This window comes from Arthrobacter roseus (assembly GCF_016907875.1).
Lineage (GTDB): Bacteria > Actinomycetota > Actinomycetes > Actinomycetales > Micrococcaceae > Arthrobacter_J > Arthrobacter_J roseus.
In genome coordinates this window covers 2156141-2178949 of sequence record NZ_JAFBCU010000001.1, presented here as the reverse complement: position 1 = coordinate 2178949, position 22809 = coordinate 2156141, and the positions used below count along the sequence as shown (strand labels likewise).

18 protein-coding genes are annotated in these 22809 nt (G+C 58.2%); 15 read left to right on the top strand and 3 right to left on the bottom strand.

Annotation, left to right across the window (positions count from 1 at the left end):
• The first annotated feature begins 9 nt into the window (after positions 1-9).
• From leuD to JOE65_RS10570, 6 genes are all read left to right on the top strand, one after another.
• Positions 10-609 (top strand): 3-isopropylmalate dehydratase small subunit, encoded by a 600-nt coding sequence (leuD, locus tag JOE65_RS10595; protein ID WP_205163137.1) that lies wholly within the window; start codon positions 10-12, stop codon positions 607-609.
• A gap of 117 nt (positions 610-726) precedes the next feature.
• Positions 727-2055 (top strand): UDP-N-acetylglucosamine 1-carboxyvinyltransferase, encoded by a 1329-nt coding sequence (gene murA / locus JOE65_RS10590; RefSeq protein WP_205163135.1) that lies wholly within the window; start codon positions 727-729, stop codon positions 2053-2055.
• Between the two features lie 9 nt (positions 2056-2064).
• Positions 2065-2814 carry a lysophospholipid acyltransferase family protein gene (locus JOE65_RS10585; RefSeq protein ID WP_205163134.1) on the top strand — a complete coding sequence of 250 codons (750 nt, stop codon included), beginning with the start codon at positions 2065-2067 and terminating at the stop codon, positions 2812-2814.
• Positions 2811-3839 carry an NAD(P)H-dependent glycerol-3-phosphate dehydrogenase gene (locus JOE65_RS10580; protein ID WP_205163132.1) on the top strand — a complete coding sequence of 343 codons (1029 nt, stop codon included), beginning with the start codon at positions 2811-2813 and terminating at the stop codon, positions 3837-3839. The genes JOE65_RS10585 and JOE65_RS10580 overlap by 4 nt, the downstream gene beginning before the upstream one ends.
• The gene (locus JOE65_RS10575; protein ID WP_338021616.1) at positions 3836-4972 is read left to right on the top strand and encodes a D-alanine--D-alanine ligase family protein; all 1137 of its coding nucleotides are present in this window, start codon (positions 3836-3838) and stop codon (positions 4970-4972) included. The genes JOE65_RS10580 and JOE65_RS10575 overlap by 4 nt, the downstream gene beginning before the upstream one ends.
• A 4-nt stretch (positions 4973-4976) precedes the next feature.
• Positions 4977-5648: a PglD-related sugar-binding protein gene (locus JOE65_RS10570; RefSeq protein ID WP_205163131.1), complete on the top strand. Its 672-nt coding sequence runs from the start codon at positions 4977-4979 to the stop codon at positions 5646-5648.
• Between the two features lie 11 nt (positions 5649-5659).
• Here the strand turns inward: JOE65_RS10570 and JOE65_RS10565 are convergent, their stop codons facing one another.
• The 3 genes from JOE65_RS10565 to rfbB are packed head-to-tail and all read right to left on the bottom strand — an operon-like array spanning position 5660 to position 8596.
• Positions 5660-6148: a DUF3515 family protein gene (locus JOE65_RS10565; protein WP_205163129.1), complete on the bottom strand. Its 489-nt coding sequence runs from the start codon at positions 6146-6148 to the stop codon at positions 5660-5662.
• A 9-nt stretch (positions 6149-6157) separates the two neighbouring features.
• The gene (locus JOE65_RS10560) at positions 6158-7594 is read right to left on the bottom strand and encodes a sugar nucleotide-binding protein (protein ID WP_205163128.1); all 1437 of its coding nucleotides are present in this window, start codon (positions 7592-7594) and stop codon (positions 6158-6160) included.
• A 3-nt stretch (positions 7595-7597) separates the two neighbouring features.
• Positions 7598-8596, bottom strand: coding sequence for a dTDP-glucose 4,6-dehydratase (gene rfbB, locus JOE65_RS10555; RefSeq protein ID WP_205163127.1), 999 nt, complete (start codon positions 8594-8596; stop codon positions 7598-7600).
• Positions 8597-8675: 79 nt separating this feature from the next.
• Here rfbB and JOE65_RS10550 point away from each other — a divergent pair, with 79 nt between their 5' ends.
• The 9 genes from JOE65_RS10550 to JOE65_RS10510 all read left to right on the top strand — a co-directional run bounded on the left by JOE65_RS10550 (position 8676) and on the right by JOE65_RS10510 (position 22809).
• Positions 8676-9710, top strand: a complete 1035-nt coding sequence (locus tag JOE65_RS10550) for an LCP family protein (RefSeq protein ID WP_239536692.1) — start codon at positions 8676-8678, stop codon at positions 9708-9710.
• 267 nt (positions 9711-9977) lie between these two features.
• Positions 9978-10448, top strand: coding sequence for a hypothetical protein (locus JOE65_RS10545; protein WP_205163126.1), 471 nt, complete (start codon positions 9978-9980; stop codon positions 10446-10448).
• Between the two features lie 14 nt (positions 10449-10462).
• Positions 10463-11710: a glycosyltransferase family 4 protein gene (locus tag JOE65_RS10540; protein WP_205163125.1), complete on the top strand. Its 1248-nt coding sequence runs from the start codon at positions 10463-10465 to the stop codon at positions 11708-11710.
• Between the two features lie 33 nt (positions 11711-11743).
• Positions 11744-13453 (top strand): glycosyltransferase family 4 protein, encoded by a 1710-nt coding sequence (locus JOE65_RS10535; protein WP_205164156.1) that lies wholly within the window; start codon positions 11744-11746, stop codon positions 13451-13453.
• Positions 13450-14331 (top strand): ABC transporter permease, encoded by an 882-nt coding sequence (locus JOE65_RS10530; RefSeq protein WP_205163124.1) that lies wholly within the window; start codon positions 13450-13452, stop codon positions 14329-14331. The genes JOE65_RS10535 and JOE65_RS10530 overlap by 4 nt, the downstream gene beginning before the upstream one ends.
• Positions 14321-15166 carry an ABC transporter ATP-binding protein gene (locus JOE65_RS10525; protein WP_338021615.1) on the top strand — a complete coding sequence of 282 codons (846 nt, stop codon included), beginning with the start codon at positions 14321-14323 and terminating at the stop codon, positions 15164-15166. Before JOE65_RS10530 ends, JOE65_RS10525 begins: the two co-directional genes overlap by 11 nt.
• A complete protein-coding gene (locus JOE65_RS15510; protein WP_338021614.1) occupies positions 15163-17070 on the top strand; it encodes a glycosyltransferase family protein in 1908 nt (635 codons plus the stop codon). The genes JOE65_RS10525 and JOE65_RS15510 overlap by 4 nt, the downstream gene beginning before the upstream one ends.
• A gap of 14 nt (positions 17071-17084) precedes the next feature.
• Positions 17085-18365 carry a UDP-N-acetyl-D-mannosamine dehydrogenase gene (wecC, locus tag JOE65_RS10515; RefSeq protein WP_205163122.1) on the top strand — a complete coding sequence of 427 codons (1281 nt, stop codon included), beginning with the start codon at positions 17085-17087 and terminating at the stop codon, positions 18363-18365.
• Positions 18366-18423: 58 nt separating this feature from the next.
• On the top strand, positions 18424-22809 hold the full coding sequence (locus JOE65_RS10510; RefSeq protein ID WP_205163121.1) for a glycosyltransferase: 4386 nt from the start codon (positions 18424-18426) through the stop codon (positions 22807-22809).

The following is a 22809-nucleotide window of genomic DNA, read 5'->3' as shown; positions in this document are numbered from 1 at the left end:
GAGCGCGCCATGGAACCCATCGTTACCCACACCGGCATCGGCGTCCCCCTGCGTCAGTCCAACGTTGACACCGACACCATCATCCCCGCGGTGTACCTGAAACGAATCACCCGGACAGGCTTTGAAGACGCCCTCTTCTCAGCCTGGCGCAAGGACCCAGAGTTCATTCTGAACAAAGAACCATTCACGCGGGGCTCGGTGCTGGTAGCTGGCCGCGATTTTGGTACCGGATCATCCCGTGAGCACGCCGTCTGGGCGCTGAAGGACTACGGCTTCCGCGTGGTGCTCAGCTCCCGCTTCGCCGATATTTTTCGAGGCAACTCCGGTAAACAGGGACTTCTGGCCGCGGAGATGGTTCAGGAAGATATTGAACAGGTCTGGAAAATCCTGGAGAACCATCCCGGCACTGAGATTACCGTTGACCTCGAGTCCAAAACCGTCACTTGCGACACGCTGGTGGCGCCCTTCACGATCGATGACTACACCCGCTGGCGGCTGATGGAGGGACTGGATGACATTGGTCTCACCCTGCGCCACGAAGAAGACATCACCGCCTATGAATCGACGCGCCCCAGCTGGAAACCAAAGACGCTGCCGGTACGGACCTGAGCCCAAGGCCAAGCACGCATCGGCGCGCTGCATTTCTGTCTGGTAACTCTAGCTCCTATGATTACCGGGAGCCTCTAGTGTAGGGAGGCTTGCATATTTCGAGGAAAACAGGTGTTCATGGATAGCGTTATGACCATTCGCGGCGGTGTCCCGCTCAATGGAAAAGTAGCCGTGCGCGGGGCAAAAAATCTTGTCCCCAAGGCCATGGTTGCTGCGCTGCTGGGCAACACACCGTCCATTCTCCGCAACGTCCCTGAAATCAAGGACGTCGATGTTGTCACTTCGCTGCTGACCATCCACGGCGTGGAGGTCACCAAGGACCCCGTGACCGGGGACCTCACCATGGATCCCCAGAACGCCAAGACGGCACCCTCTCGAGAGATCGACGCGCACGCCGGAGACTCACGGATCCCGATCCTGTTCTGCGGACCGCTGATGCACAGCCTCGGAGAGGCCTTCATCCCGGACCTCGGCGGCTGCAAAATCGGCGACCGCCCCATTGACTACCACCTACAGGTGCTTCGGAACTTCGGCGCCGTCGTCGAAAAACGGCCCGGCGGGATCTCCATCTCGGCACCCAAGGGTCTTCATGGAGCCAAGCTTGAATTGCCGTACCCATCGGTGGGCGCCACTGAGCAGGTGTTGTTGACTGCCTGCCGCGCACAGGGCATCACGGAACTTGCTGGTGCGGCGGTGGAACCAGAGATCATGGATCTCATTGCTGTTCTGCAGAAGATGGGCGCCATCATTTCCGTGCAGACGGACCGAGTGATTCGCATCGAGGGTGTGGAAGAGCTCAGTGGTTATAACCACCGCGCCCTGCCGGACCGAAACGAGTCAGCGTCCTGGGCGTCTGCCGCGTTGGTCACCCACGGGGACATCTATGTTGAAGGCGCAGATCAGCAGGACCTCACGGCCTTTCTCAATACTTACCGCAAAATTGGTGGTGCCTTCGACGTCAACGACGAAGGCATTCGCTTCTATCACCCCGGGGGAGACTTGAAGCCTCTGGTCCTGGAAACGGGCGTGCACCCGGGCTTCATGACGGACTGGCAGCAGCCCCTGGTGGTAGCGCTGACACAGGCAAACGGCGTGTCGATAGTGCACGAGACCGTGTATGAGAACCGCTTTGGTTTTACCGAAGCCCTCATTCGCATGGGTGCCAATATTCAACTGCACCGCGAATGCCTGGGAAGTGTCCCGTGCCGGTTTGGGCAACGAAACTTCCAGCACTCCGCCGTCATCTCCGGGCCTGTTCAGCTCAAGGGCACGGACATCGATATTCCTGATCTCCGCGGCGGGTTCAGTCACCTGATTGCTGCCCTGGCCGCAGACGGAGTCTCCCACGTCACCGGAATCGAACTGATCAACCGTGGTTATGAGCGTTTCCAGGAAAAGCTCGAAGGTCTTGGAGTAGACATCGATTTGCGTACCAGTGGCGTGTAGGAACGCCGAATGAGCGGGACCCGAAAATCACGGCTCACGTTCATGTTTCTGGCCAACACCCTCAGGCCGGTCATGGACCTGCTGATGGCCAGGGAGTGGTCAGGTAGTGAGAAGCTCCCGCGGGACACCGGTTTCATTGTGTGCCCCAACCACGTCACGGAGATTGATCCCGTGGCGGTGGGGCACTTCTTGTACAACCAGGGCATCATGCCCCACTTCATGGCCAAAGCATCTTTGTTCAACGTGCCCGTAGTTGGTTCCACGCTGCGCGCGGCCCGGATGATCCCCGTTGAGCGCATGACGTCAGGGGCAAGCCGGACGCTGGCCCTCGCCCGTGAAATTGTGGACGAAGGTGGGGGCATCATCGTGTATCCCGAAGGTACACTGACACGGGATCCAGACCTGTGGCCCATGAAGGGCCGCACCGGCGCGGCCCGCCTCGCTTTGCTCACTGGCGCTCCCATTGTGCCCATTGCGCACTGGGGAGCCCAGGACGTTTTTCCCCGCTACGCCAAGCGCTTGCACGTGTGGCCGCGGAAGACGGTCCGTCTTGTTGTCGGTGAACCAGTGGATATCTCAGAATTCCGGGACCGTCCACTGACCGCTGCTGTCCTGGACGAGGTGACGGAGCGAATCATGAGCGCGTTGACCGTGATGGTCGCCGAATTACGTCAGGAGCCGGCTCCCACGGAACGCTGGGATCCGCGGGTCAAGAAGCAGCGGCTCACGGGGCGCGATTTCGAGGACGGGAAGCCATGACCGGCCCGGCGGCTGAAAGCAGCATTGCCGTTCTGGGTGCCGGAAGCTGGGGGACCACGTTCGCAAAGGTTCTGGCGGACTCCAACCCGTCCGCGGACATCAGGTTATGGGCGCGGCGCCCCGAGGTAGCCGATCAGATCAACACGGAACATCGTAACCGGCAGTACCTGAACGACATTGCGCTACCCACCAATATCGTGGCCTACCCCGCGGTAGCCGATGCCCTTGACGGCGTTTCCATGGTGGTTCTGGCAGTTCCCGCGCAGACGCTGCGTGCGCAACTACGGCAATGGAAGCCGCTGATCGGCCAGGACGTGCTGGTGGTATCGCTGATGAAGGGGCTTGAGCTGGGAACTGATTCCCGCATGAGTCAGGTCATTGCCGAAGAACTGGGCCTACCGGATCGTCAGATCGCAGTGGTGTCCGGTCCCAATCTGGCCATGGAGATCGCCCGTCGGGAACCCACCGCATCAGTGGTGGCCTGTACCGATCAGGAAGTAGCCGTCCGCGTGGCCAACTGCTGCACGGCGTCGTACTTCCGGCCCTATACCAACACCGACGTTGTCGGAACGGAAATTGGCGGAATCGTGAAGAACGTCATTGCGCTGGCGGTTGGCATTTGTGAAGGACGCCAGATGGGGGACAACACCAAGGCCTCGGTCATCACTCGTGGACTTGCCGAGACCACCCGGCTTGCACTGGCCCTGGGTGGTAAGGCGGAGACCCTGGCAGGTCTGGCCGGCTTGGGAGATCTCATCGCCACCTGTTCCTCACCACTGTCCCGTAACCACACCGCTGGCCGGCTCCTGGGGCAGGGCCTGACGCTGGATGAAGTCACCGACCGCATGAACCAGACAGCCGAGGGCATCAAATCAGCGCAGGCCGTTCTGGACGCCGCCACCAACCTCAACGTGTCAGTGCCGATCACCGAGAACGTCGTAGCCGTCCTCCGCGGCGATATTTCCGTTGCCGAATTGGGCCCGCGTCTGCTGGCCAGAGACTTGAAAGCCGAAGGGGCACAGTGACCTCCAGCCGTAAACCCCGCATTGCCGTCTTGTTCGGCGGCCGCTCCAGTGAGCACGCTGTCAGTTGTGTGACCGCCGCCGGTGTCTTGGAGGCCATCGACAAGGACAAGTACGACGTCGTCCCCATCGGCATCAGCCGTCAGGGCCAGTGGTCCCTGATGTCCGGAGATCCCAAGCAGTGGTCACTGCGGTCAGAGACTCTGCCGGAAGTGACGGGCTCCGAGGAGACCATCACCCTCTCCGCCGTTGGCATCACTTCCGAGGCAGATTCGGGGCAAGAGCTGGTAGCCACAGCCCCAGACCGATTGCCACGCAGCCTGGGCGGCATCGACGTGGTGATGCCGTTGCTGCACGGCCCGTTCGGTGAGGATGGCACGCTCCAGGGCCTACTGGAAATGGCCAACGTCCGCTACGTTGGTGCTGGCGTACTGGCCTCCGCAGTCGGCATGGACAAGCACTTCATGAAGGTGGTCTTCGAGTCCGTTGGATTGCGCGTGGGGCCCTATGAGGTCATTACTGACAGACAATGGCAGAACGACGCCGGCGCGTGCCTCAAGCGGGCCAATCAACTGTCTTTTCCAGTGTTCGTCAAGCCGGCTAGGGCAGGGTCCTCCATGGGGATCTCTCGGGTGACAACAGCGGAGGGTTTGCGCGCAGCTATTGAGTTGGCGAGAGAACTCGATCCAAAAGTGGTGGTGGAAGCCGGCATCGAGGGCCGGGAAATCGAAGTTGCCGTCCTGCAGGGAAGAAATGGCCAAGATCCGCGCACCAGTTTGCCTGGTGAGATAGATGTTCACGATGACCAACACGACTGGTATGATTTTGAGGCCAAGTACGTAGACGGAACAGCGGCCAAACTCAGTTGCCCCGCAGATCTCCCGTCTGATGTTTCAACCGAAGTTCGCAGTCTCGCGGCGGAGGGCTTCGACGCCGTTGGTGCGGAGGGCCTCTCGCGTGTGGACTTCTTCTACACTCCCAGCGGCACCCTGATCATCAACGAGATCAACACCATGCCCGGGTTCACCCCCATCAGCATGTACCCGCAGATGTGGGCAAAGTCCGGCCTTCCGTACACGGAACTGATCGATGAATTGATCCACCTGGCACTGACCAGAAAGACAGGATTGAGGTAGCCTTATGGGGCAACGCAGCAGGACGGCCAGTGCTGTCAGGTTGCAACCCCTGGTTGTCATTGGCTCCGGCGGTTTTGGTCGCGACACTCTGGATGTTGTAGACGCTCTGAACTCGGACCGCCCAACGTACCGCCTGCTCGGAGTGGTGGATGATGATCCCAATCCCAGACACATCCGGTATCTGCGGGATCGAGGGATCATTCATCTCGGTACAGTCGCAGATTTCCTCGCCTCTGGATTGCGCGCTGACTACCTCATCGGGGTGGCCAACCCCTCTGTTCGCTGGCGCATAGCGGCAATGCTGGAAGAAGCTGGATTGTCACCGGCCACGGCTGTGCACCCCATGGCTATTATTGGCTCGCAAGTGGTCATCGGGGCGGGCACCATCGTGTGCGCGGGAGTCCAGATTTCCGTCAACGTTGAACTGGGACGCTACGTTCAGTTGAGCGCCAACTCGATTATTGGCTATGACGCCATCCTCGAATCATTTGTCACGGTGAACCCTGGCGCCATTGTCTCCGGTGACGTCACGGTAGAAACCGGGGCACTGTTGGGATCCGGTTCCATCATCTTGGAGGGACTGCGCGTGGAGTACGGTGCCATAGTTGGGGCAGGAACCGTCGTCGTCAACGGAGTGTGCCCCCATGCTGTCGTCAAGGGCGTACCCGCGCGCTAACGCAGCCCCCGTCACTTATCGGGGATGGTTTGATCCTTGGTCACTGAGAGGCATTTGTTGGTCTGCGGCACTGCATCTACCGCGCCGCCGAGGCTCACCAACACGGTGCTGGAAGGTATTTCGTTGGGATCAAATACGGCTTCTACCGCTGGATCTCTGCCATACGTTGTCGCCGTCCACGCCGGGTCACCTTCCGTGAGTACCCAATCGATACCGTTGACGGTGACGCAACGGTCCGTCGTCGGCCCCGGGGGAGTGACGCCGCATCGAACTATAAGTTTGGACGGCTCGCCCCAAGCCGCCGTGGCCTGACTGTCCGTCTGCCGCAGCTCGTGTGCCGATACCTCGTCCGGCAAAGCCACCATCACTTCCGCACACACGGGGTTTGCTGCCTCAGCGGCGGGTTCAACGTCAACAACAGGGGAGCATCCGGTCACCAGTAGAGTGAGCGTGGCAAGGGGCATCAGGACACGCAGAAGCGGTGACGAAGTGCGGGGCATAATCTCAGCCTAATGGGTGTCCTTGCTAGCTTCCTGTGAACGGATCCGCGTCACGTAATCAACGAGGGCCTGGTGCATGTTTGACGGCACAAACCCAGTGGCCACGATCTTCGCGATGTTGAGAGTGCCATGCCGGGGACGCGGGGCGGCCGAGGTGTTCTTGGAGTACTCCGCGGTGCTCACTCCTGTGACCATCGTCGGATCTTTTCCGCACAGAGAATAGACCGCCCCGGCCAGCTCAGCCCAACTGGCCGATTTGCCGTCACAGGAAACGTTGTAGGTGCCGAAGGCTGCGCGCGTCGCGAGCAGATGGTCAATGGCACGGGCTATGTCATCGGCAAAGGCAAGGCGACCAAACTGATCCTCCACCACGGAAGGGGACACACCATTTTCGGCCAGTCGCATCATGGTTTTCACAAAATTAGTGCCATCACCCACCACCCAACTGGTTCGGAGAATGTAGTGACGCGGTAGTGACTGTACCGCAAGGTCACCGGCTGCTTTGCTCTGCCCGTAGACGCCCAGTGGCGAGAACGGTTCACTCTCATCATGTACTGGGGTGTCGCCGTCGAACACGTAATCGCTGGAAAGGTGGATCAGCGTGAGCTGGTGTTCGACTGCCACCCTGGCAAGAACCCCTGGAGCCGCCGCGTTAACCGACCAGGCCCGCCGTCTGCCCTCTTGGGATTCCGCAGCATCGACGGCTGTATATGCGGCCGCGTTGATGATCGTAGAATACGCACTCCAGTCATACGCCAGTACCGCATCATGGTCTTCCAGATCAAGGTGCTCCCGCGAATGGAAATTAACGTCGGCTCTGTCAACGAACCGCCGCCGAAGTGCCTTTCCCACCTGGCCGTTTGCCCCGATCACGAGGGTGCGTAGCGGCTTCATGGGGGAGACGTCCGCAAGCCGAGGATGGAGCTTGTCCTTCTCAGAGAGCTCGGCGTTGTCCAAAGAAATGGGCCACGCGATGGCTGCCGATTCATCTGCCAGGTTCAGGAACGTGTAGTGCTGCTGATGCTCCTGGGACCAATGGTCATTTACTAGATAGGAATACGCGGTGTGGTCTTCCAGCGTCTGAAAAGAATTACCCACGCCATAGGGCACAAAGACGGCAGTGGACGGATCTAGTTGCAGGGTGAACGTTGTGCCGAACGATTCGCCCGCCCGAAGGTCCACCCACGCGCCAAAGATCCGTCCATGGGCCACGGAGACCAGCTTGTCCCACGGCTCAGCATGAATACCGCGGGTGGTCCCCGCATGTCTGTTGTAGGAAACGTTGTTCTGAACGGGACGGAAATCCGGCAGACCAAGGGCCATCATCTTCTCCCGCTGCCAGTTCTCCTTGAACCAGCCCCGGTTGTCCCCGTGAACAGGAAGGTGGAGGACTAGAAGCCCGGGAATATTCGTTTCCGTGACGTGCAGACCTGTCCCATATTCCATGAGTTACCGGCCCTGCGCTGCGTAGCGGGCTTCTGCGGCGGCCTTCTGCGGTCGCCACCACGCTTCATTCGCGCGGTACCACTCGATGGTCTGCTCAAGTCCGCGGTCAAAGTCCCCGAAAGCCGGACGCCAATCGAGCTCGTTGCGGAGTTTCGATGGGTCAATGGCGTAGCGCAGGTCGTGTCCAGCACGGTCCGTGACCAGATCAAATGCATCATCGGGTTGACCCATATGGGCAAGGATTCTCTCTACGACGTCCCGGTTACCCAACTCGCCGTCGGCGCCGATGAGATACGTCTGACCGATGACGCCCTTGCTCAGAATAGTGAGCACAGCCGAGGAGTGATCATCGGCATGAATCCAGTCACGAATGTTCTGCCCTTGTCCGTAGATCTTGGGGCGTTGGCCATCGATGATATTGGTGATCTGCCGGGGGATGAACTTTTCAACGTGCTGGTAAGGACCGTAATTGTTTGAACAATTGCTGATGGTGGCCTGCACCCCGAACGAGCGCACCCAGGCGCGCACCAACATGTCGGAGCCGGCCTTGGTGGAGGAGTAGGGGCTCGAAGGATTGTAGGGCGTGGCTTCGGTGAATCGCTCCCCGCCCTCCAACGGAAGGTCTCCGTAAACCTCGTCCGTGGAAACATGGTGAAAGCGGGTGCTGTAGCGCCGGGCAGCCTCTAGCAGCGTGTACGTTCCCACAATGTTTGTCTGCAGAAAAGGCGCTGGGTCATGCAGGGAATTGTCATTGTGGGATTCCGCCGCGTAATGCACCACGGCGTCGGCGGTAGACATGACGGCGTCCACGGTATCGGCGTTGGCAATGTCACCCTCAACGAAGGTGAAGCGGTCTTGGGGAAGGTCCACTAGGGAAGCGCGGTTCCCGGCGTAGGTGAGCTTATCGAGCACCGTGACACGCATATCCGTATGTGCCAATACATGGTGCACAAAGTTCGATCCAATGAATCCGGCCCCGCCCGTGACCAAGAGATTTCGCATGGTCCACACTCTATCGTTCTCCTAACGAGGCACTCGTGCGATAAAATGGCATTTCGCCTAACCCCTGGGGGATACACACTTGTCCGATTTTATGCAGGAATACGACGAGCCTGACCGCCGGCAACGCCAGAAGCATCCCGTCCGGGTAACCATTGTGGTCATGCTCAGCATCGTCCTGGTGGGCGCCGTGGTTGCCGGGTTGTTCGTAGCGAACCTTGCAAACACGTTCAATTCCACAACGCAGACCATCGAGACAGCCTTCCCAGCGGAATCCACGCGTCCGGAAAAACCCGCTGAGGCCGGAGACGCAGTAAATATTCTGCTGATGGGCAGCGATAGCCGGGGCGAAGGCAATGCGGACACCACGGCTGGAGCGCGCTCGGACACCTTGATGCTGATGCACATCCCCGGTGACCGCAAGAACATCCAAGTCATGTCCATCATGCGCGATACCTGGGTTGATATCCCAGGGCACGGGCCCAGTAAAATCAACGCAGCAATGGCGTTGGGCGGCGTACCACTCATGGTGCAGACCGTGGAAGGCCTGTTCGAGGTCCCCATTGATCACGTAACCATCATCGATTTTGAAGGCTTCAAGGCGCTGACCAACGCACTCGACGGCGTCAAGGTGGATAATCCACAGGCGTTTCAGTCTGCTGGATCCGAGGGCGAAGCGTTCCCAGCTGGTCCGCAGGTGTTGGACGGTGAGTCCGCACTGAAGTTTGTCCGGGAGCGCAAGGCTTTCTCTGACGGTGACTACACCCGGGTGCAGAACCAGCAGTTGTTCATCAAGGCCATCATGTCCAAGTTCCTCACTGCCGAAACTCTGACTAACCCTGTTCGGGTCAACAACGTGGTCTCCGAGATGTCTCCCTACCTCACCGTCTCGGATTCGTTCGGAGCCGTGGCCGCCGGCAAGCTAGCCTTCAGCCTGAAGAACGTACGGACCAGCAACGTGGACTTCTTCACCCTGCCAACGCAGGGCATTGGAACCTCCGCCGATGGCCAGTCCATTGTGCTGTTGGACGAGGCCGCGGTGAATGCTGTGTCAGACGCTCTCAAAAAGGACACTCTGCACCAGTATGTTGAAGAGCTTGAGCAGGATAACCAGTAGGTAGTGATGATGAGACAACGCTGGGGAGCGGGAATCGCTATAGGGGCTATAGTCCTTGGGGCCACCGCGCCCTCTGCTGTGGCGCTGGATGTGCCAGCTAACCCGATACTGCCGATGGTGGCCCCTGTTCAACCGACTGACCCTCCCGAGACTGTGGAGCCGACGCCACCGCCGACAACGACGCCCCAGCCCCCTCCAGCCGAACCATCGCCACCGCCCCAACAGGCTCCGGCCCCGCCGCCTGAGCAACCAGCCCCTGTTCTGCCGGTGCCTGAGCCGGGACCGCGGATCGATCCGGTTACCGGTTTCGCCGTGGATCCCACCACTGGTTGGCTCATTCACCCGGGTACCGGCTATGTCATTGAGCCGGGTACGGGAAATCTGGTGTATCCGGATAATTACTACTACACGGGCTTTCGCTACGAATTCGACACCGGGCTGGTAGTTGATCCCAACGAGGCAACTCCAACACCTACGCCGACACCCACCCCAATTCCATCGTCGACCCCCACCCCATCTGCCACTCCGTCCGCTTCCGCTTCCGCGACGCCGTCGCCCTCCCCAACTGGCACGGAATCATCGTCAGCGCTGGAAGCAGACAAAGCAGGGGAGAGTAGCGAATCCTGGTCCACGCATCCGGCAACCAGAATTGCAGTGATTCTGGGGCTTCTTGCACTCGGTGCCCTGTACTACACCAAACTTCGCGGTGGTACGGCCAGCGGTAAGAAACCGGAGTAGGTGCCGTCCGGTCTATGCTGAAGAGTCATTACTCATCTATTCACGTGCCACAAACCGGGGGGTTTCCGTTGCGCGTATTACTTCTGACGCATTCGTATGCGCCCGAACATAGCCCACCCCAGCGACGCTGGACGCAGTTCATCCATGCGTTTCGAAAGGAGGGGTGGAATGTGGATGTTGTTGCGCCCATCGCGTATCGCGTTCCACACACACGAATTCTGCCCAAGGATGTAGGCGGCCGAGCGTTCCGTCGCGACACGGGAGAGTTTGGAGAACGCGTGCGCCGCGTCCCGGTCATTCCACACCGGCACTCCCGCCTAGGCAAACTGATGTCCCACCTATTCTCGGCAGCTTTGAGCGTCCCGGCAGCGTTAATGGGTCCCCGCCCCGACGTCGTCGTTGTCACCGTCCCCAGCCTGCCCATTCTCGGTGCCGGCTATGTTGTGTCGACGCTTTGCCGCCGCCCTCTCGTGGTTGATATGCGTGATGCGTGGCCCGACCTTGCCCGTGATGCGCGCATCATCAAGGGAAACGCCAAATCGCTCGTCGAAAAGATTGTCACCGCCATTCAGTCCCGCTCAGACCGAGTGGTCACCGTAACCTATGGTTTTGCGCAGGCACTCAAGGACCGGGGCATCAAGCAAGTCAACACAGTCACCAACGGCGTCCGCCTGAGTTCCATTGCACCCCTTGAGCCACCTTGTTCGGAAACAGGACCGCTGAACGTGTTGTACCTGGGCAACCATGGGGAGAGTCAGAAACTCGGTCTCATCATCCGCGCCGCTGCCCTTGCTGGCGATACCGTCAAACTGACCATGGTTGGTCACGGCGTGAACAAGGAGCTACTGGTGGCGCTCGCCCAGTCGCTGGACGTCGACGTCGACTTTTTCCCCCCGGCCCATGGGGACTGGCTGAGGCGTTTCTACGAGCAGTCCGACACGTGCGTGGTCTCCTTGCGGGACGATTGGAAATCCTTTGAAACCACCATTCCGTCAAAGACGTATGAAGTGCTGTCCATTCGCAGGCACATCACCGCCGTCGTCCTTGGGGAGGCACGGAACATCATCGAGAGCTCGGGTGCAGGCGATGTGGTGGCTGCTGATCCGGCAGCCATTGCTGACCTGTGGCGCGAGCTGAGCGAAGACCGCACGCGGTTGAATGTTGGTGACGGCGGTCGGGACTGGGTACGCGTCAATGCGGACTACGAATCCTTGTCGCTGGAATACATCGACGTTCTGCGCAGCGTCGTGGGGCAGGGGTAGAGGCAAGTGCAGATAGTCCGGAATGTGTGGTTGATGACGGCGACGGTCCGTGATCATCTGCAGGATGATCCACTCGTGTTGGTCCTGCTGGTTTCGCGTCGTCTGCCGGGGCGTATCGCTCGCGCTGTGGCACCCGTCATCTCTCGCCTCGGCCATGCGGCCAAAAACCCAGTGGCTTTGGCGTTGTCCGGCCTTATCTCCGGAGATTCGCTGGCTGTCAAGGAGACCATCGGATCAGATTCGTTCGGTTCTCCTCGCCGCAACAGGTTGCTCGCAGAAATCGCGTTGGCTGCCGATCTGCCCGAATGTGCTGATCAACTGATGTCCCGCATTCCCGCTGGTACCGCAGGGCTCGCCGGAACCATCGCACGCCGGTACTGGTACGACGGCCGGATGACCGCTGCCGTTGCCGCCGTCTCCGGAGTGAAGGGGCAGCGTACTTTCGCCAACCGGCTCCGAAGTGAACTGAAGGTCTTTCAGGGCTGGTCTCCCAGCGTTGTCCCGGTCGAAAATTACACTCCGAAGCCCGCCAGCATGCTCTATGTACTGACAAATTCTTTGCCTCATACGGAGAGCGGATATGCGCAACGAAGCCATTCCGTACTTCTGGCTCTGCGAGATCTCGGCTGGTCCGTCAACGCCGTTACCCGTCTTGGGTATCCGGTTCAGGTGGGCAAGATTGCTGCAAAACGCCTAGACACAGTGGATGGCATCGACTACTACCGGCCCCTGCCGGCACGCCTTGCCAACGGAATGGACCAGCGTCTCCAGCAGCAGGCAGAGCTATTGCTGGAATTGTGCCTGAAACTACGACCAGCGGTTCTTCACACGACTACGCATTTTGTCAACAGTCTGGTGGTGCGGACAGTGGCGAAAGCCCTGGGCATACCGTGGGTTTACGAAGTCCGGGGGCAGCTGGCAGATACGTGGGCTTCCCGGCGATCCCCTTCTGCCCTTCGCAGTGAGCGTTATAGGCTCTTCAATGACCGTGAAGCAGAGGTCAGCCAGACGGCGGACCTGGTCCTTACACTGGGAGAAGCCATGAAGCGGCGTCTGACCAACCAGGGTGTGAAACCAGAAAACGTACTGCTGTATCCGAACGCCGTGGGAGATGAGTTTCTGAAGGATCCGATCGACGCTCGCGACGCGCGAACCACCCTGGGTCTCCCGGAAGGTGGAATGTTTGTTGGCACGGTGAGCTCTCTGGTGGATTACGAGGGGCTGGACACGCTCCTGCGCGCCGTCGCGTTGCTGGCTCCGGACCATCCCGACCTCCATTGCCTCGTAGTGGGCCAAGGCGCTGCAGCACCATCTTTGCGGTCGCTGGCCTCCGAGCTCGGGATTGAAAGTCGGACCATTTTCACCGGCCGCGTTCGCCGTGATCAGGCCCACCTCTATCACCAGGCACTGGACGTATTTGTCCTACCCCGTAAGGACACCGACGTCACCCGAGCTGTCACGCCACTGAAGCCCGTTGAAGCAATGGCGAGCGGGCGTCCTGTGATCTTCAGTGACCTCGAGGCTCTCCGCGAGATTGTTGTGGACGGGCTTTCAGGGACATCAGTACACCCGGACGATCCTGCTGCTCTGGCGGAAGCCATCTCCGGTTATCTGAGTGATCCTCAGTTGCGCAGGACACACGGAAGCGCTGGCCGTAGCGAGGTTATGGCTTCACGCACGTGGGCCTCCGGGACACAGGCATTGACAGAGGCTTACCAGAACCTTGGGGTGATGAGCGCATGAGCGTAGCTCCGGCGCCCGGTGGACACGAAGTTCGCACTTACGTAGATCTGAAGAGCCTGAACCGGGTGGGTGCCCGGCAGGGATTCCTAGATTATCTGGTGTCCATCTGGCGGTACAGACACTTTGTTCTCTATGACTCCCGCTTTCGCGTGGGGTCTGCGAATAGTCAGGAAAAGCTGGGAAACGCCTGGATTATCTTGAGTCCGCTACTCAATGGCCTCACGTTTTTCTTGATCTTTGGGCTATTGCTCAAGACTGGTAAAGGCATAGAGAACTTCATCGGTTATTTGATCATCGGCGTCTTTCTTTTTCAGATGAGTTCCCGGGCCATTTCCGCGGGTGCTCAGGCTATCCGGGCCAACAAGACGGTCATCCAGGCATTCAACTTCCCGCGAGCCACTCTGCTAGCGGCTATCAACGTCCGGGAATTGCTCAGCAATATTCCCGTGGTGATCACCATGATCGTTATGATCCTCGTGTTGCCGCCAACGGAGGCTATCACTTGGCGGATTCTGTTGATCCCCCCAGTGCTCGCCTTGCAGTTCATCTTCAATCTGGGCGTGGGACTCTTACTCGCCCGGTTGGTCCACCACTTCAATGACCTGGGGCAACTCATTAGCTTCGTCATGCGGCTATGGCTCTATGGCTCGGCAGTGTTCTTCTCCATTGACCGCTTTGAATCGGTTCCGGTTATCCAGCAGATCATGGAGGTGAATCCGCTGTTCATCGTCCTCGACATCTCCAGAGACTCGCTGCTGTATGCCACCACGCCCTCGTGGGAATCCTGGGCCACCCTCGCGGTATGGGCGCTCGGCGCTATCGTCGTCGGACTCGTCTTCTTCTGGCGAGAGGAAGAGAGGTATGGTCGTGACAGCTGACGTTGACATTTACCTGGATGAGCCGGTGGTCGTCATCGACGACGTTTCCATGTCGTTCCGGACCAGGACCACCAAGAAGAGCGGACAGCTGGGTAGTTCGACGGTGGATGTTCATGCTCTGAAAAACGTTTCCATGGTGGTGGGACGCGGTGAGGCCGTGGGCATCATGGGTAAGAACGGGTCGGGGAAAAGCACCTTACTGAAAATCCTCGCGGGACAGTTGCCGCCGACTTCTGGTTCGGTCTATGCTGCCTCCACGCCCATCCTGCTGGGCGTCAATGCTGCTCTTATGCCAGACCTGTCTGGAGACCAGAACATCTGGTTGGGTTGCTTGGCCATGGGCATGACAAAAAAACAGATTCGAGACAAATACGATTCCATCGTGGAACTCTCAGGTTTGGAGGACGCTATCTACCTCCCCATGAAGTCCTATTCCTCCGGTATGGGTTCCCGACTCAGGTTCGCTATCGGGGCAGCCGTGGAGCCGGAGATCCTGATCATCGATGAAGCGTTGAACGCCGGCGATGATCAATTCAAGGAAAAAACCAAGAAGAAGATGCACGAACTTTTGGGACAGGCCGGGTGCGTTTTTTTGGTCAGCCACAGTATCCCTACCATTACCGAACTGTGTGACCGCGTCATTTGGATTGACGAGGGCGAAGTGATTCGCGATGGACCGACGTCGGACGTCGTCAAGTGGTACCGCATGTACATGAAAGCTCTGGCATCCGGAGACAGGTTTGCTGCCGCGAAGGTTCGAAGACGGATACTAAATGACCATCACCGTGTAATCATCGAAGATCGTTCATCAGGGCGGCGGAAGTTGACCTCGTGATTGACCGCATCATCCAAAATCCGAGACAAGCGCTGTGGCACCTCCGCAAAGGTGGAGTGAAACGGGTAGCGCAATGGTCGGACAGACTCGACGCCGAAGCTGGACAGCAACGAACGGGTCAACTCCGCGGGGCAGAAGGTCGTTGGTACGGCCGACGTCGAAAGCGCCGCCTGACGTTCGCAGAGATGCCCATGCCGGAGGGTGCACCGCGGCGACCGGACCTGACTGTCGCCCTGATCGCTGATGATTTCAGTGCTATGGCCTTCGGGTGTGAATGGAACATTGTTCAACTCGGGCCCAATGACTGGGCGGAGCACTTGTCAGACAACGATTTTGACCTGCTTTTCGTTGAGTCAGTGTGGCACGGCAAAGCGGGGAAGTGGGCAGGGAAAGTAGCGCAGGGTACCCACTCGAGTGGTCCGTTGAGGGAATTGGTCACTGCATTCAACACAGCGGGCATTCCCACGGTGTTCTGGAACAAGGAAGATCCACCCCACTACAAAGACTTTCTGGAAGCCGCCCGTTTGTTTGATCACGTCTACACCACGGACTCGAACAAGCTGCCGGACTATCAGCGAGATCTGGGACATGGCCACGTGTCGGTTCTTGCCTTCGGCGCCCAGCCGGTGGTCCATAATCCTGTCCGGCCCCGCGACGGCTGGCACCGGCGGGACGTTACATTTGCGGGAATGTACTTCAGCCACAAGTACCCGGAGAGGCGTCAGCAACTGGATGTGCTGCTGAGTGGTGCACAAAGCGCACAGCTGCCCATTGGTCTCGAGATCTTTTCTCGGTACCTGGGGGAAGACGAGAAGTACCAGTTCCCTGCCCCGTATACGGACGACGTCGTCGGAAGCCTGACCTATCGGCAGATGCTCACTGCCTACAAGGCCTACAAAATATTCCTCAACGTTAACTCGGTAACGGAATCTCCAACGATGTGTTCGCGCAGGATCTTTGAGGTCATAGCGTCCGGCAGTACCTTGATTAGCACGCCGAGCCAAGCCATTGAGACGTACTTCGCATCAAACGAAATTTGTGTGGCTCAGACTCCGGAGGAGACGCAAGAGGTCATCAGAGCAGTCGCGGCTAACCCGCGGTTCGCCGAGCTTTCCGGGCATCGTGGACAACGGCGTATCTGGCGCGAGCATACTTACGCCCATCGCGCGGAGCAGGTCATCGGCGACGTCATTCCGTCTGCACGGCAGGAGGTGGGTCCGCCTCCTGTTTCTGTTGTGGTAGCCACGCGGCGTCCTGACCAGCTCACGAACATCTTCGAAAACGTTGGTCGGCAGACGCATCGGAATGTGGAGCTCATAGTCCTCAGCCACGGCTATGAAAACGACAATAAAGAGTTTTTTCGCTTGGCCGATAAGTACGGAATTGAACACTCAGTGAATATGTCCGCAGCAACGGATGTCTCACTGGGCGAGTGTTTGAACAGTCTCGTCGCTACGTCAAGTTCCGCTGTGGTGACCAAGATGGATGACGACGATTACTACGGACCTCATTACCTTGAGGATCAGCTCCACGCAATGAATTACTCGCGAGCGGATATCGTGGGTAAGCAGGCACACTACATGTACTTGGAATCGTTGGACGCCAGCATTCTCCGGTTTGCCCATCGAGAGCACTGCTTCACCAGTATGGTGATGGGCCCAACGTTGATGGCGTCCCGCGAGTTGCTGTCTGATCTTGGATTTGCTGATCTGGGATCAGGGGAGGATTCGGACCTCTTGCGGCGAGCTGTCCGCGATGGTGCGTCGGTCTATGCTGCTGACCGCTTTAGTTTCTATCAAAGGCGGAAGGCCGCTGGCCATACCTGGTCTGTGGGAGATCATGAATTGCTGGCTACCGGGGAGTACCTCTTCCGTGGTAGTCCTGAAAATGAAGTGAATGTCTAGAGTGGGGAAATTTTGTGAACAACATTGAAAACGTAGCTGTTATTGGCCTTGGGTATATCGGATTGCCTACGGCGGCGATTCTAGCCTCCAATGGTCTCAACGTCATCGGCGTTGATGTCAAAGAAGCAAATGTCGAGGCCATTAACCGTGGCGAGGTTCCTTTTGTGGAGCCAGATCTGAACATTCACGTAGCTGGTGCCGTCAGCAAGGGGAGCCTCAGGGCAACAACCCGGACTCCTCACGCGGAGGCTTACATTCTGGCCGTACCCACCCCGTTCAACGCTGACAAGAGCGCCGACCTGTCTTACATTGAAGCCGCGGCCCGAGGCTTGGCGCCGACGTTGAAAGGTGGCGAACTCGTGATCCTCGAGTCGACGTCGCCTCCTGGGACCACCCAGCACCTCGCCAACTACCTGATCAGTCTCCGCCCGGATCTCAGCCTTGATGAGGCAGACGGCAAGCCTTTGGTCCACGTAGCGCACTGTCCGGAGCGGGTCTTGCCTGGCAGAGTTATGATCGAATTGGTCACGAATGACCGCATCGTCGGCGGGATCACGCCTGCGGCTGCGCAGATGGCAAGCGCCCTGTACCAAACCTTCTGTCAGGGGCAAATTCACCTCACTGGTGCGACGACCGCTGAAATGGCCAAGCTGGTGGAGAACTCCTATCGGGATGTGAATATAGCGTTTGCTAACGAGCTGTCGGTCATCAGCGACAAGCTGGATATCGATGTTTGGGAGCTTATTGAGCTCGCCAATTTCCATCCGAGAGTTAATATCCTGCAGCCCGGTCCGGGTGTCGGTGGCCACTGCATTGCCGTAGACCCGTGGTTCATCGTTGCGGCTGCGCCGGACGAAGCAAAAATCATCCGCCAGGCACGGGAGACCAATGATGCCAAGCCCCAATGGGTTATTGAAAAGGTCAAGAGCCACCTGAAGAACACATCCGCTGGGGCCGTGGCCATTCTCGGTCTTGCCTTCAAACCGAATATCGATGACTTACGCGAATCGCCGTCTGTGGCTATCACGGCGAAGCTGGCGAAAGAACTTCCCGAGACCAAAATCCTCGTGTCAGAACCGCACATTGATCAGTTGCCGAAAGAGCTCGCGGGGTTGCCGAACGTCGAACTGGTATCAACAGAAGAAGCGATCCGTAGCGCCGATGTAGTGACGCTCCTGGTAGACCACGATGTGTTCAAGAACTTGAATCAATCACTCCTTGCGTCCAAGGACGTTGTGGATACCCGAGGGATGTGGCGTATGGCAGTGGAACAGTTCCAACCAGTGGCTCGGTAGACACGTCTCCAGCATGTTTCTCGTTTTTAGCCGTAGACAGCAGTGAGGACCAACCATCGTGTCGACCTATGATGAGGCGCAGTCGCCGTCGGGAATGGCTCTGGCTAAGCAGGCCCACTATCTGGATAACGTGCACCAACTCATCTCGGATTACGAGGAGCTGGTGGAGGACGAACGCCATTCATCCCACGAGTTGCGCACAGTCCGTCAGCAACTGAGCCGAGCGGAAGAACACGTAGCCGGTCAACAGCGCCAAATCGAGAAACTGGCGGCGGACAAGGCTCGTCTCGTGACTGTGGCTGAGACCTTGCGAAAATCCAGCAGCTTGAAGGTTGGAAAAGCTGTCATGCTTCCTTGGCGAGCCAGTAAACGTCTGCTGCGTGAGGCGTCCCGACGGTCCAGCTCAACGAAGGCTGAGTCCAAGAGCGCATTGGTGATGGAAGCGAGCGTACCGTCGAACGAAGCCACGACTGCTCGCGATGAGAAGCTACGTCAATGGACCAGCGCTTTTGACGCTGAACCCACTCTTCAGCACCTCTATAACCTCGTGGCCTTCCGCTACTTCCAACTTGGAGAACTGCGCGAGCCGGCCACGATGCTGGAGGAACACGCAGAGCTGGTCGCAGAAGCTGCTGTACAGCAGCGGAGGACCATGGATACGATCCTCGGTGGTGCCCGCGTCCTGGCTGAGGGAATCTTTCTCCCTGAACGTCAACCAAATCCGGGGTACGTAGCCGAACCAAGGCGCACCATGTACTGCGTGCACAGTGCGGCACCGTATAACTCGAACGGATACTCCACTCGTTCGCACGGCATCGTTCAAGGACTCAGAAAGCAGGGAGCCGATTTCGTCGTGGCGGTGCGCCCTGGATATCCGTGGGACGTCAAAACGGACAGGGGAACTGCTAGCCGGTCTTCTTTCGAAGAAGAAATCGATGGTGTACGTCATCTTTTCTCCGCAGGGCCGAGTTGGACGGGCCAACCACTGGATTCGTATGTGCAGTATGCGGCGGACCAGTACGTTCAGGTGGCAATGCAGAACCGAGTCTCGATTATCCACGCTGCCTCAAACCATGTGACAGCGTTGCCGGCCCTCATTGCGGCTCGCCGACTTGGCTTGCCGTTCGTGTATGAGGTCCGCGGGTTCTGGGAAATCACCGAACAATCTTCCAGACCTGGTTGGGAGCACACAGACCGCTTCGCCCTGGCGCTGCAACTTGAGACGTTGGTAGCCAATGAAGCCGATCAGGTTCTGGCGATCACGCTACAGGTAGCGGACAAACTGGTCAGCAGGGGAGTAGCTTCGGAGCGCATCACACTGCTACCCAATTCCGTAGATGTGCATGTATTTTCCCCCTTACCTGCTCACCAGAAGACTCTCGCCAAATTGGGAATCCCGGATGGAATTCCCGTCATCGGCTATGCGGGAAGTGTTGTTGACTACGAGGGTCTGGACCTGCTCGTCAGGGCAACCGGCGAAGTGCTGAGCAGAGGTCTTGATGTTCGTACCGTCATTGTGGGTGATGGCCCCTCACTAGATGGCCTGCGGGCGTTGACCAACGAGTTGCAGCTTGAGAACCACGTAACATTCACTGGTCGCGTACCGTCGTCTTCCGTGCCGCTCTACCTAAGCTGCTTCGACGTCGTCCCCAGTCCCCGACGCCGGCTTCCGGTAACAGAATTGGTTCCTCCGCTGAAGCCGTTGGAGGCCATGGCGTCAGGGAAAGCGGTTATTCTGACCGATCTGCCTCCACTGCGTGATCTAGCCGGGGCTGACGGGGAGCGAGCCCGCCTATGCGATTCCGAAAGTTCCAAATCACTGGCGGATGCTATCGAAGCTACACTCCGCGACACGTCCGGTACTGCCGACATGACGCGCAGAGCGCGCCTCTGGACCGTCAAGGACCGTACCTGGGTTAAGGCCGCGGCCACCCTGAAGAAGGTCTACTCACAGCTGGGTGGTCGTGATGCGGTGATGGCCCAATCTTTGGCATCGCTGAATATCGGCATTATTGCGGACAGGTTTACCACGAGCGGACTTCTACCGGAGACCAACCTGCTGCAGTTGACACCTGACCGCTGGAAGCAGCAAATGCAGGAAACATGTCTGGACGCATTACTGGTGGAGTCAGCATGGGAGGGCGGCGATGGACTCTGGACGGGAAAAATTGGCTTCTACGACGAAGCGTCCTTTGCCCATCTCAAAGCTCTTCTGGCCCACTGCCGCCGTGAGGGAATTCCAACGATCTTCTGGAATAAGGAAGATCCTGTTCACTTCAACCGGTTTCGTGTCACTGCGAAGTACTTTGATCATGTCTTCACGACTGACGATAGCTGCATTCCTCGCTATCTTGAGCATCCGGGTAAACATCTGAAATCTGTGGCTTCTCTGCCTTTTTATGCGCAGCCTCGTCTCCACAATCCTTTGGCGAGCGAGCGCGAGTACTCACACACGATTAGCTATGCGGGGAGCTACTACGGCGACCGGTACGCGGACCGCTCTCGTCAGCTCGATCGATTGCTGGGGGCGGCGTCGCCACTGGGATTGACCATTTACGACCGCCAGCATCTAAACCCTGATAGCCCGTACCACTTTCCAGAGCACCTGGCCAGACACGTGGCCGGTGGCCTCGATTACGCAGAGATGGTGCAGGCCTACAAGGCACACCCCATTCACATCAATGTAAATTCCGTGACTGAATCGCAGACCATGTTTTCCCGCAGGGTCGTTGAGATTGCCGCCAGTGGTGGGGCCATCATCAGTGGTCCTGGACGGGGCGCGCAACGGGTACTTGGGGGAACAGTTCCTGTGCTGGATAACACTGACACTGCCGCAGCCCTCATGGAACTGTGGATGAGCGATGAATCAGTCCGAAATGACGATGCGTGGCTCGCGATGCGAACCGTTTTCAGGGCACACACGGGCGGGCATCGTCTGACGTATGCACTTCGCACCGCCGGACTTGTTGTCAAAGCGCCAGAGCTTGAAAGCTACGTAGTCACCGTCGAGACATTGACGGAAGCGTTGGCGTCTGAGCTGTCCGCTCAGTCGGTGCTGCCGGGCGTCGTGTTCTGTAGAACTGCGCAAGTTGAGGACGTTGCCGGGCTCCCATTCGATGTCCGGGTAATCGGGGAACAGGGCTTCGACCACGCGCTGAAACCGGACGAATCTCTGATCGCCGCCCTAGAAAGCACTTCGGTCTTTGACCGTACCTACTTCGAAGATCTTCTGACGTCTAGACTCTACGTCTCGTGGAGGCAGGCAACTGTCGACGAATCTGATGTGGACGCGGCGGGCTCGAGTATGGTCCAGGTAGTTGGTTCGGTGACCGGCGATTATCCGGTCATGACAGACAGAGCATCCACTTCCGACCACGCAGTGCGGCTTCGTCGACGTATTCACGCTGTGGCCCCGAAAGGTGCGTCACTGGCAACTTCGTCGCGTCCGACGGAGCCCAAGATGGTCGTTGTGGCTGGACATGACCTGAAGTTCGCCACTGCACTGATCGCAGAATTGGAGTCCACGGGACACACGGTGCTCGTTGACAAGTGGACCGATCACAACAAGCACGATGAAGCTCACAGCCGTAACTTATTGGAACAGGCAGATGTCATTTTCTGCGAGTGGACTTTGGGGAATGCTGTTTGGTATTCGCAGAACAAACTGCCACATCAGCGCTTAGTGACGCGTTTTCATCTGCAAGAGCTATATACACCTTTTCCAAGCAGGTTAAATATGGCTGCGGTGGACCAGCTCATCTTCGTCGGCGAGCACCTTCGAAGTATTGCCAGTCGAGACTACTCAATCCCAGAGCAACAGACGCGAGTTATTGGAAACAGTGTCGACATAGAAGGTCTTGATAACGACAAAGTATCAGGCGCTCGCTTCAATCTTGGCTTGGTTGGGATCATTCCACGCAGAAAGCGGCTGGATCGTGCACTTGACCTCCTCAGCAAATTGAGGAGAGAAGATGACCGGTTCCATCTGTACATCAAGGGAAAGCGCCCGGAAGATTATCCATGGATGGCCAAACGCACCGAGGAGATGGACTTCTACTCCGAGCAGCTTAGGCGCATTGAAGCTGATCCTTTCCTCAATGGCGCGGTCACGTTTGATCCACATGGTGAGGACATGCCGGGTTGGTATCGCAAAATTGGGGTGGTGCTCTCGCTGAGCGACTTCGAATCTTTCCATTTGACCTTGGCTGATGGTGCGGCCTCTGGCGCGATCCCTTGCAGCATTGCTTGGCCTGGCGCGGATCAGATATACCCAACAGAGTGGCTCTACAGTTCAACGTCGGCGATGGCCTTAGCCATACATAGTGGAACTCAATCTCTGACTGCATGGGGTCAGTCCGCGGATGCCGCAAAGAAATTTTCAGTAGGGTCTTTCAATGCCAGCCGGACAACACAGAAAATCATCGACTCATTGCTAAATGATTGA

Excerpts from the sequence above, each read along its gene's own strand:
- rfbB (WP_205163127.1), bottom strand. The coding sequence starts at position 8,596 with ATGCGAAATCTCTTGGTCACGGGCGGGGCCGGATTCATTGGATCGAAC.
- JOE65_RS10580 (WP_205163132.1), top strand. The coding sequence starts at position 2,811 with ATGACCGGCCCGGCGGCTGAAAGCAGCATTGCCGTTCTGGGTGCCGGA.
- leuD (WP_205163137.1), top strand. The coding sequence starts at position 10 with ATGGAACCCATCGTTACCCACACCGGCATCGGCGTCCCCCTGCGTCAG.
- murA (WP_205163135.1), top strand. The coding sequence starts at position 727 with ATGGATAGCGTTATGACCATTCGCGGCGGTGTCCCGCTCAATGGAAAA.
- JOE65_RS10570 (WP_205163131.1), top strand. The coding sequence starts at position 4,977 with ATGGGGCAACGCAGCAGGACGGCCAGTGCTGTCAGGTTGCAACCCCTG.
- JOE65_RS10535 (WP_205164156.1), top strand. The coding sequence starts at position 11,744 with ATGACGGCGACGGTCCGTGATCATCTGCAGGATGATCCACTCGTGTTG.
- JOE65_RS10585 (WP_205163134.1), top strand. The coding sequence starts at position 2,065 with ATGAGCGGGACCCGAAAATCACGGCTCACGTTCATGTTTCTGGCCAAC.
- JOE65_RS10565 (WP_205163129.1), bottom strand. The coding sequence starts at position 6,148 with ATGCCCCGCACTTCGTCACCGCTTCTGCGTGTCCTGATGCCCCTTGCC.
- JOE65_RS10540 (WP_205163125.1), top strand. The coding sequence starts at position 10,463 with ATGCTGAAGAGTCATTACTCATCTATTCACGTGCCACAAACCGGGGGG.
- JOE65_RS10560 (WP_205163128.1), bottom strand. The coding sequence starts at position 7,594 with ATGGAATATGGGACAGGTCTGCACGTCACGGAAACGAATATTCCCGGG.
- JOE65_RS10530 (WP_205163124.1), top strand. The coding sequence starts at position 13,450 with ATGAGCGTAGCTCCGGCGCCCGGTGGACACGAAGTTCGCACTTACGTA.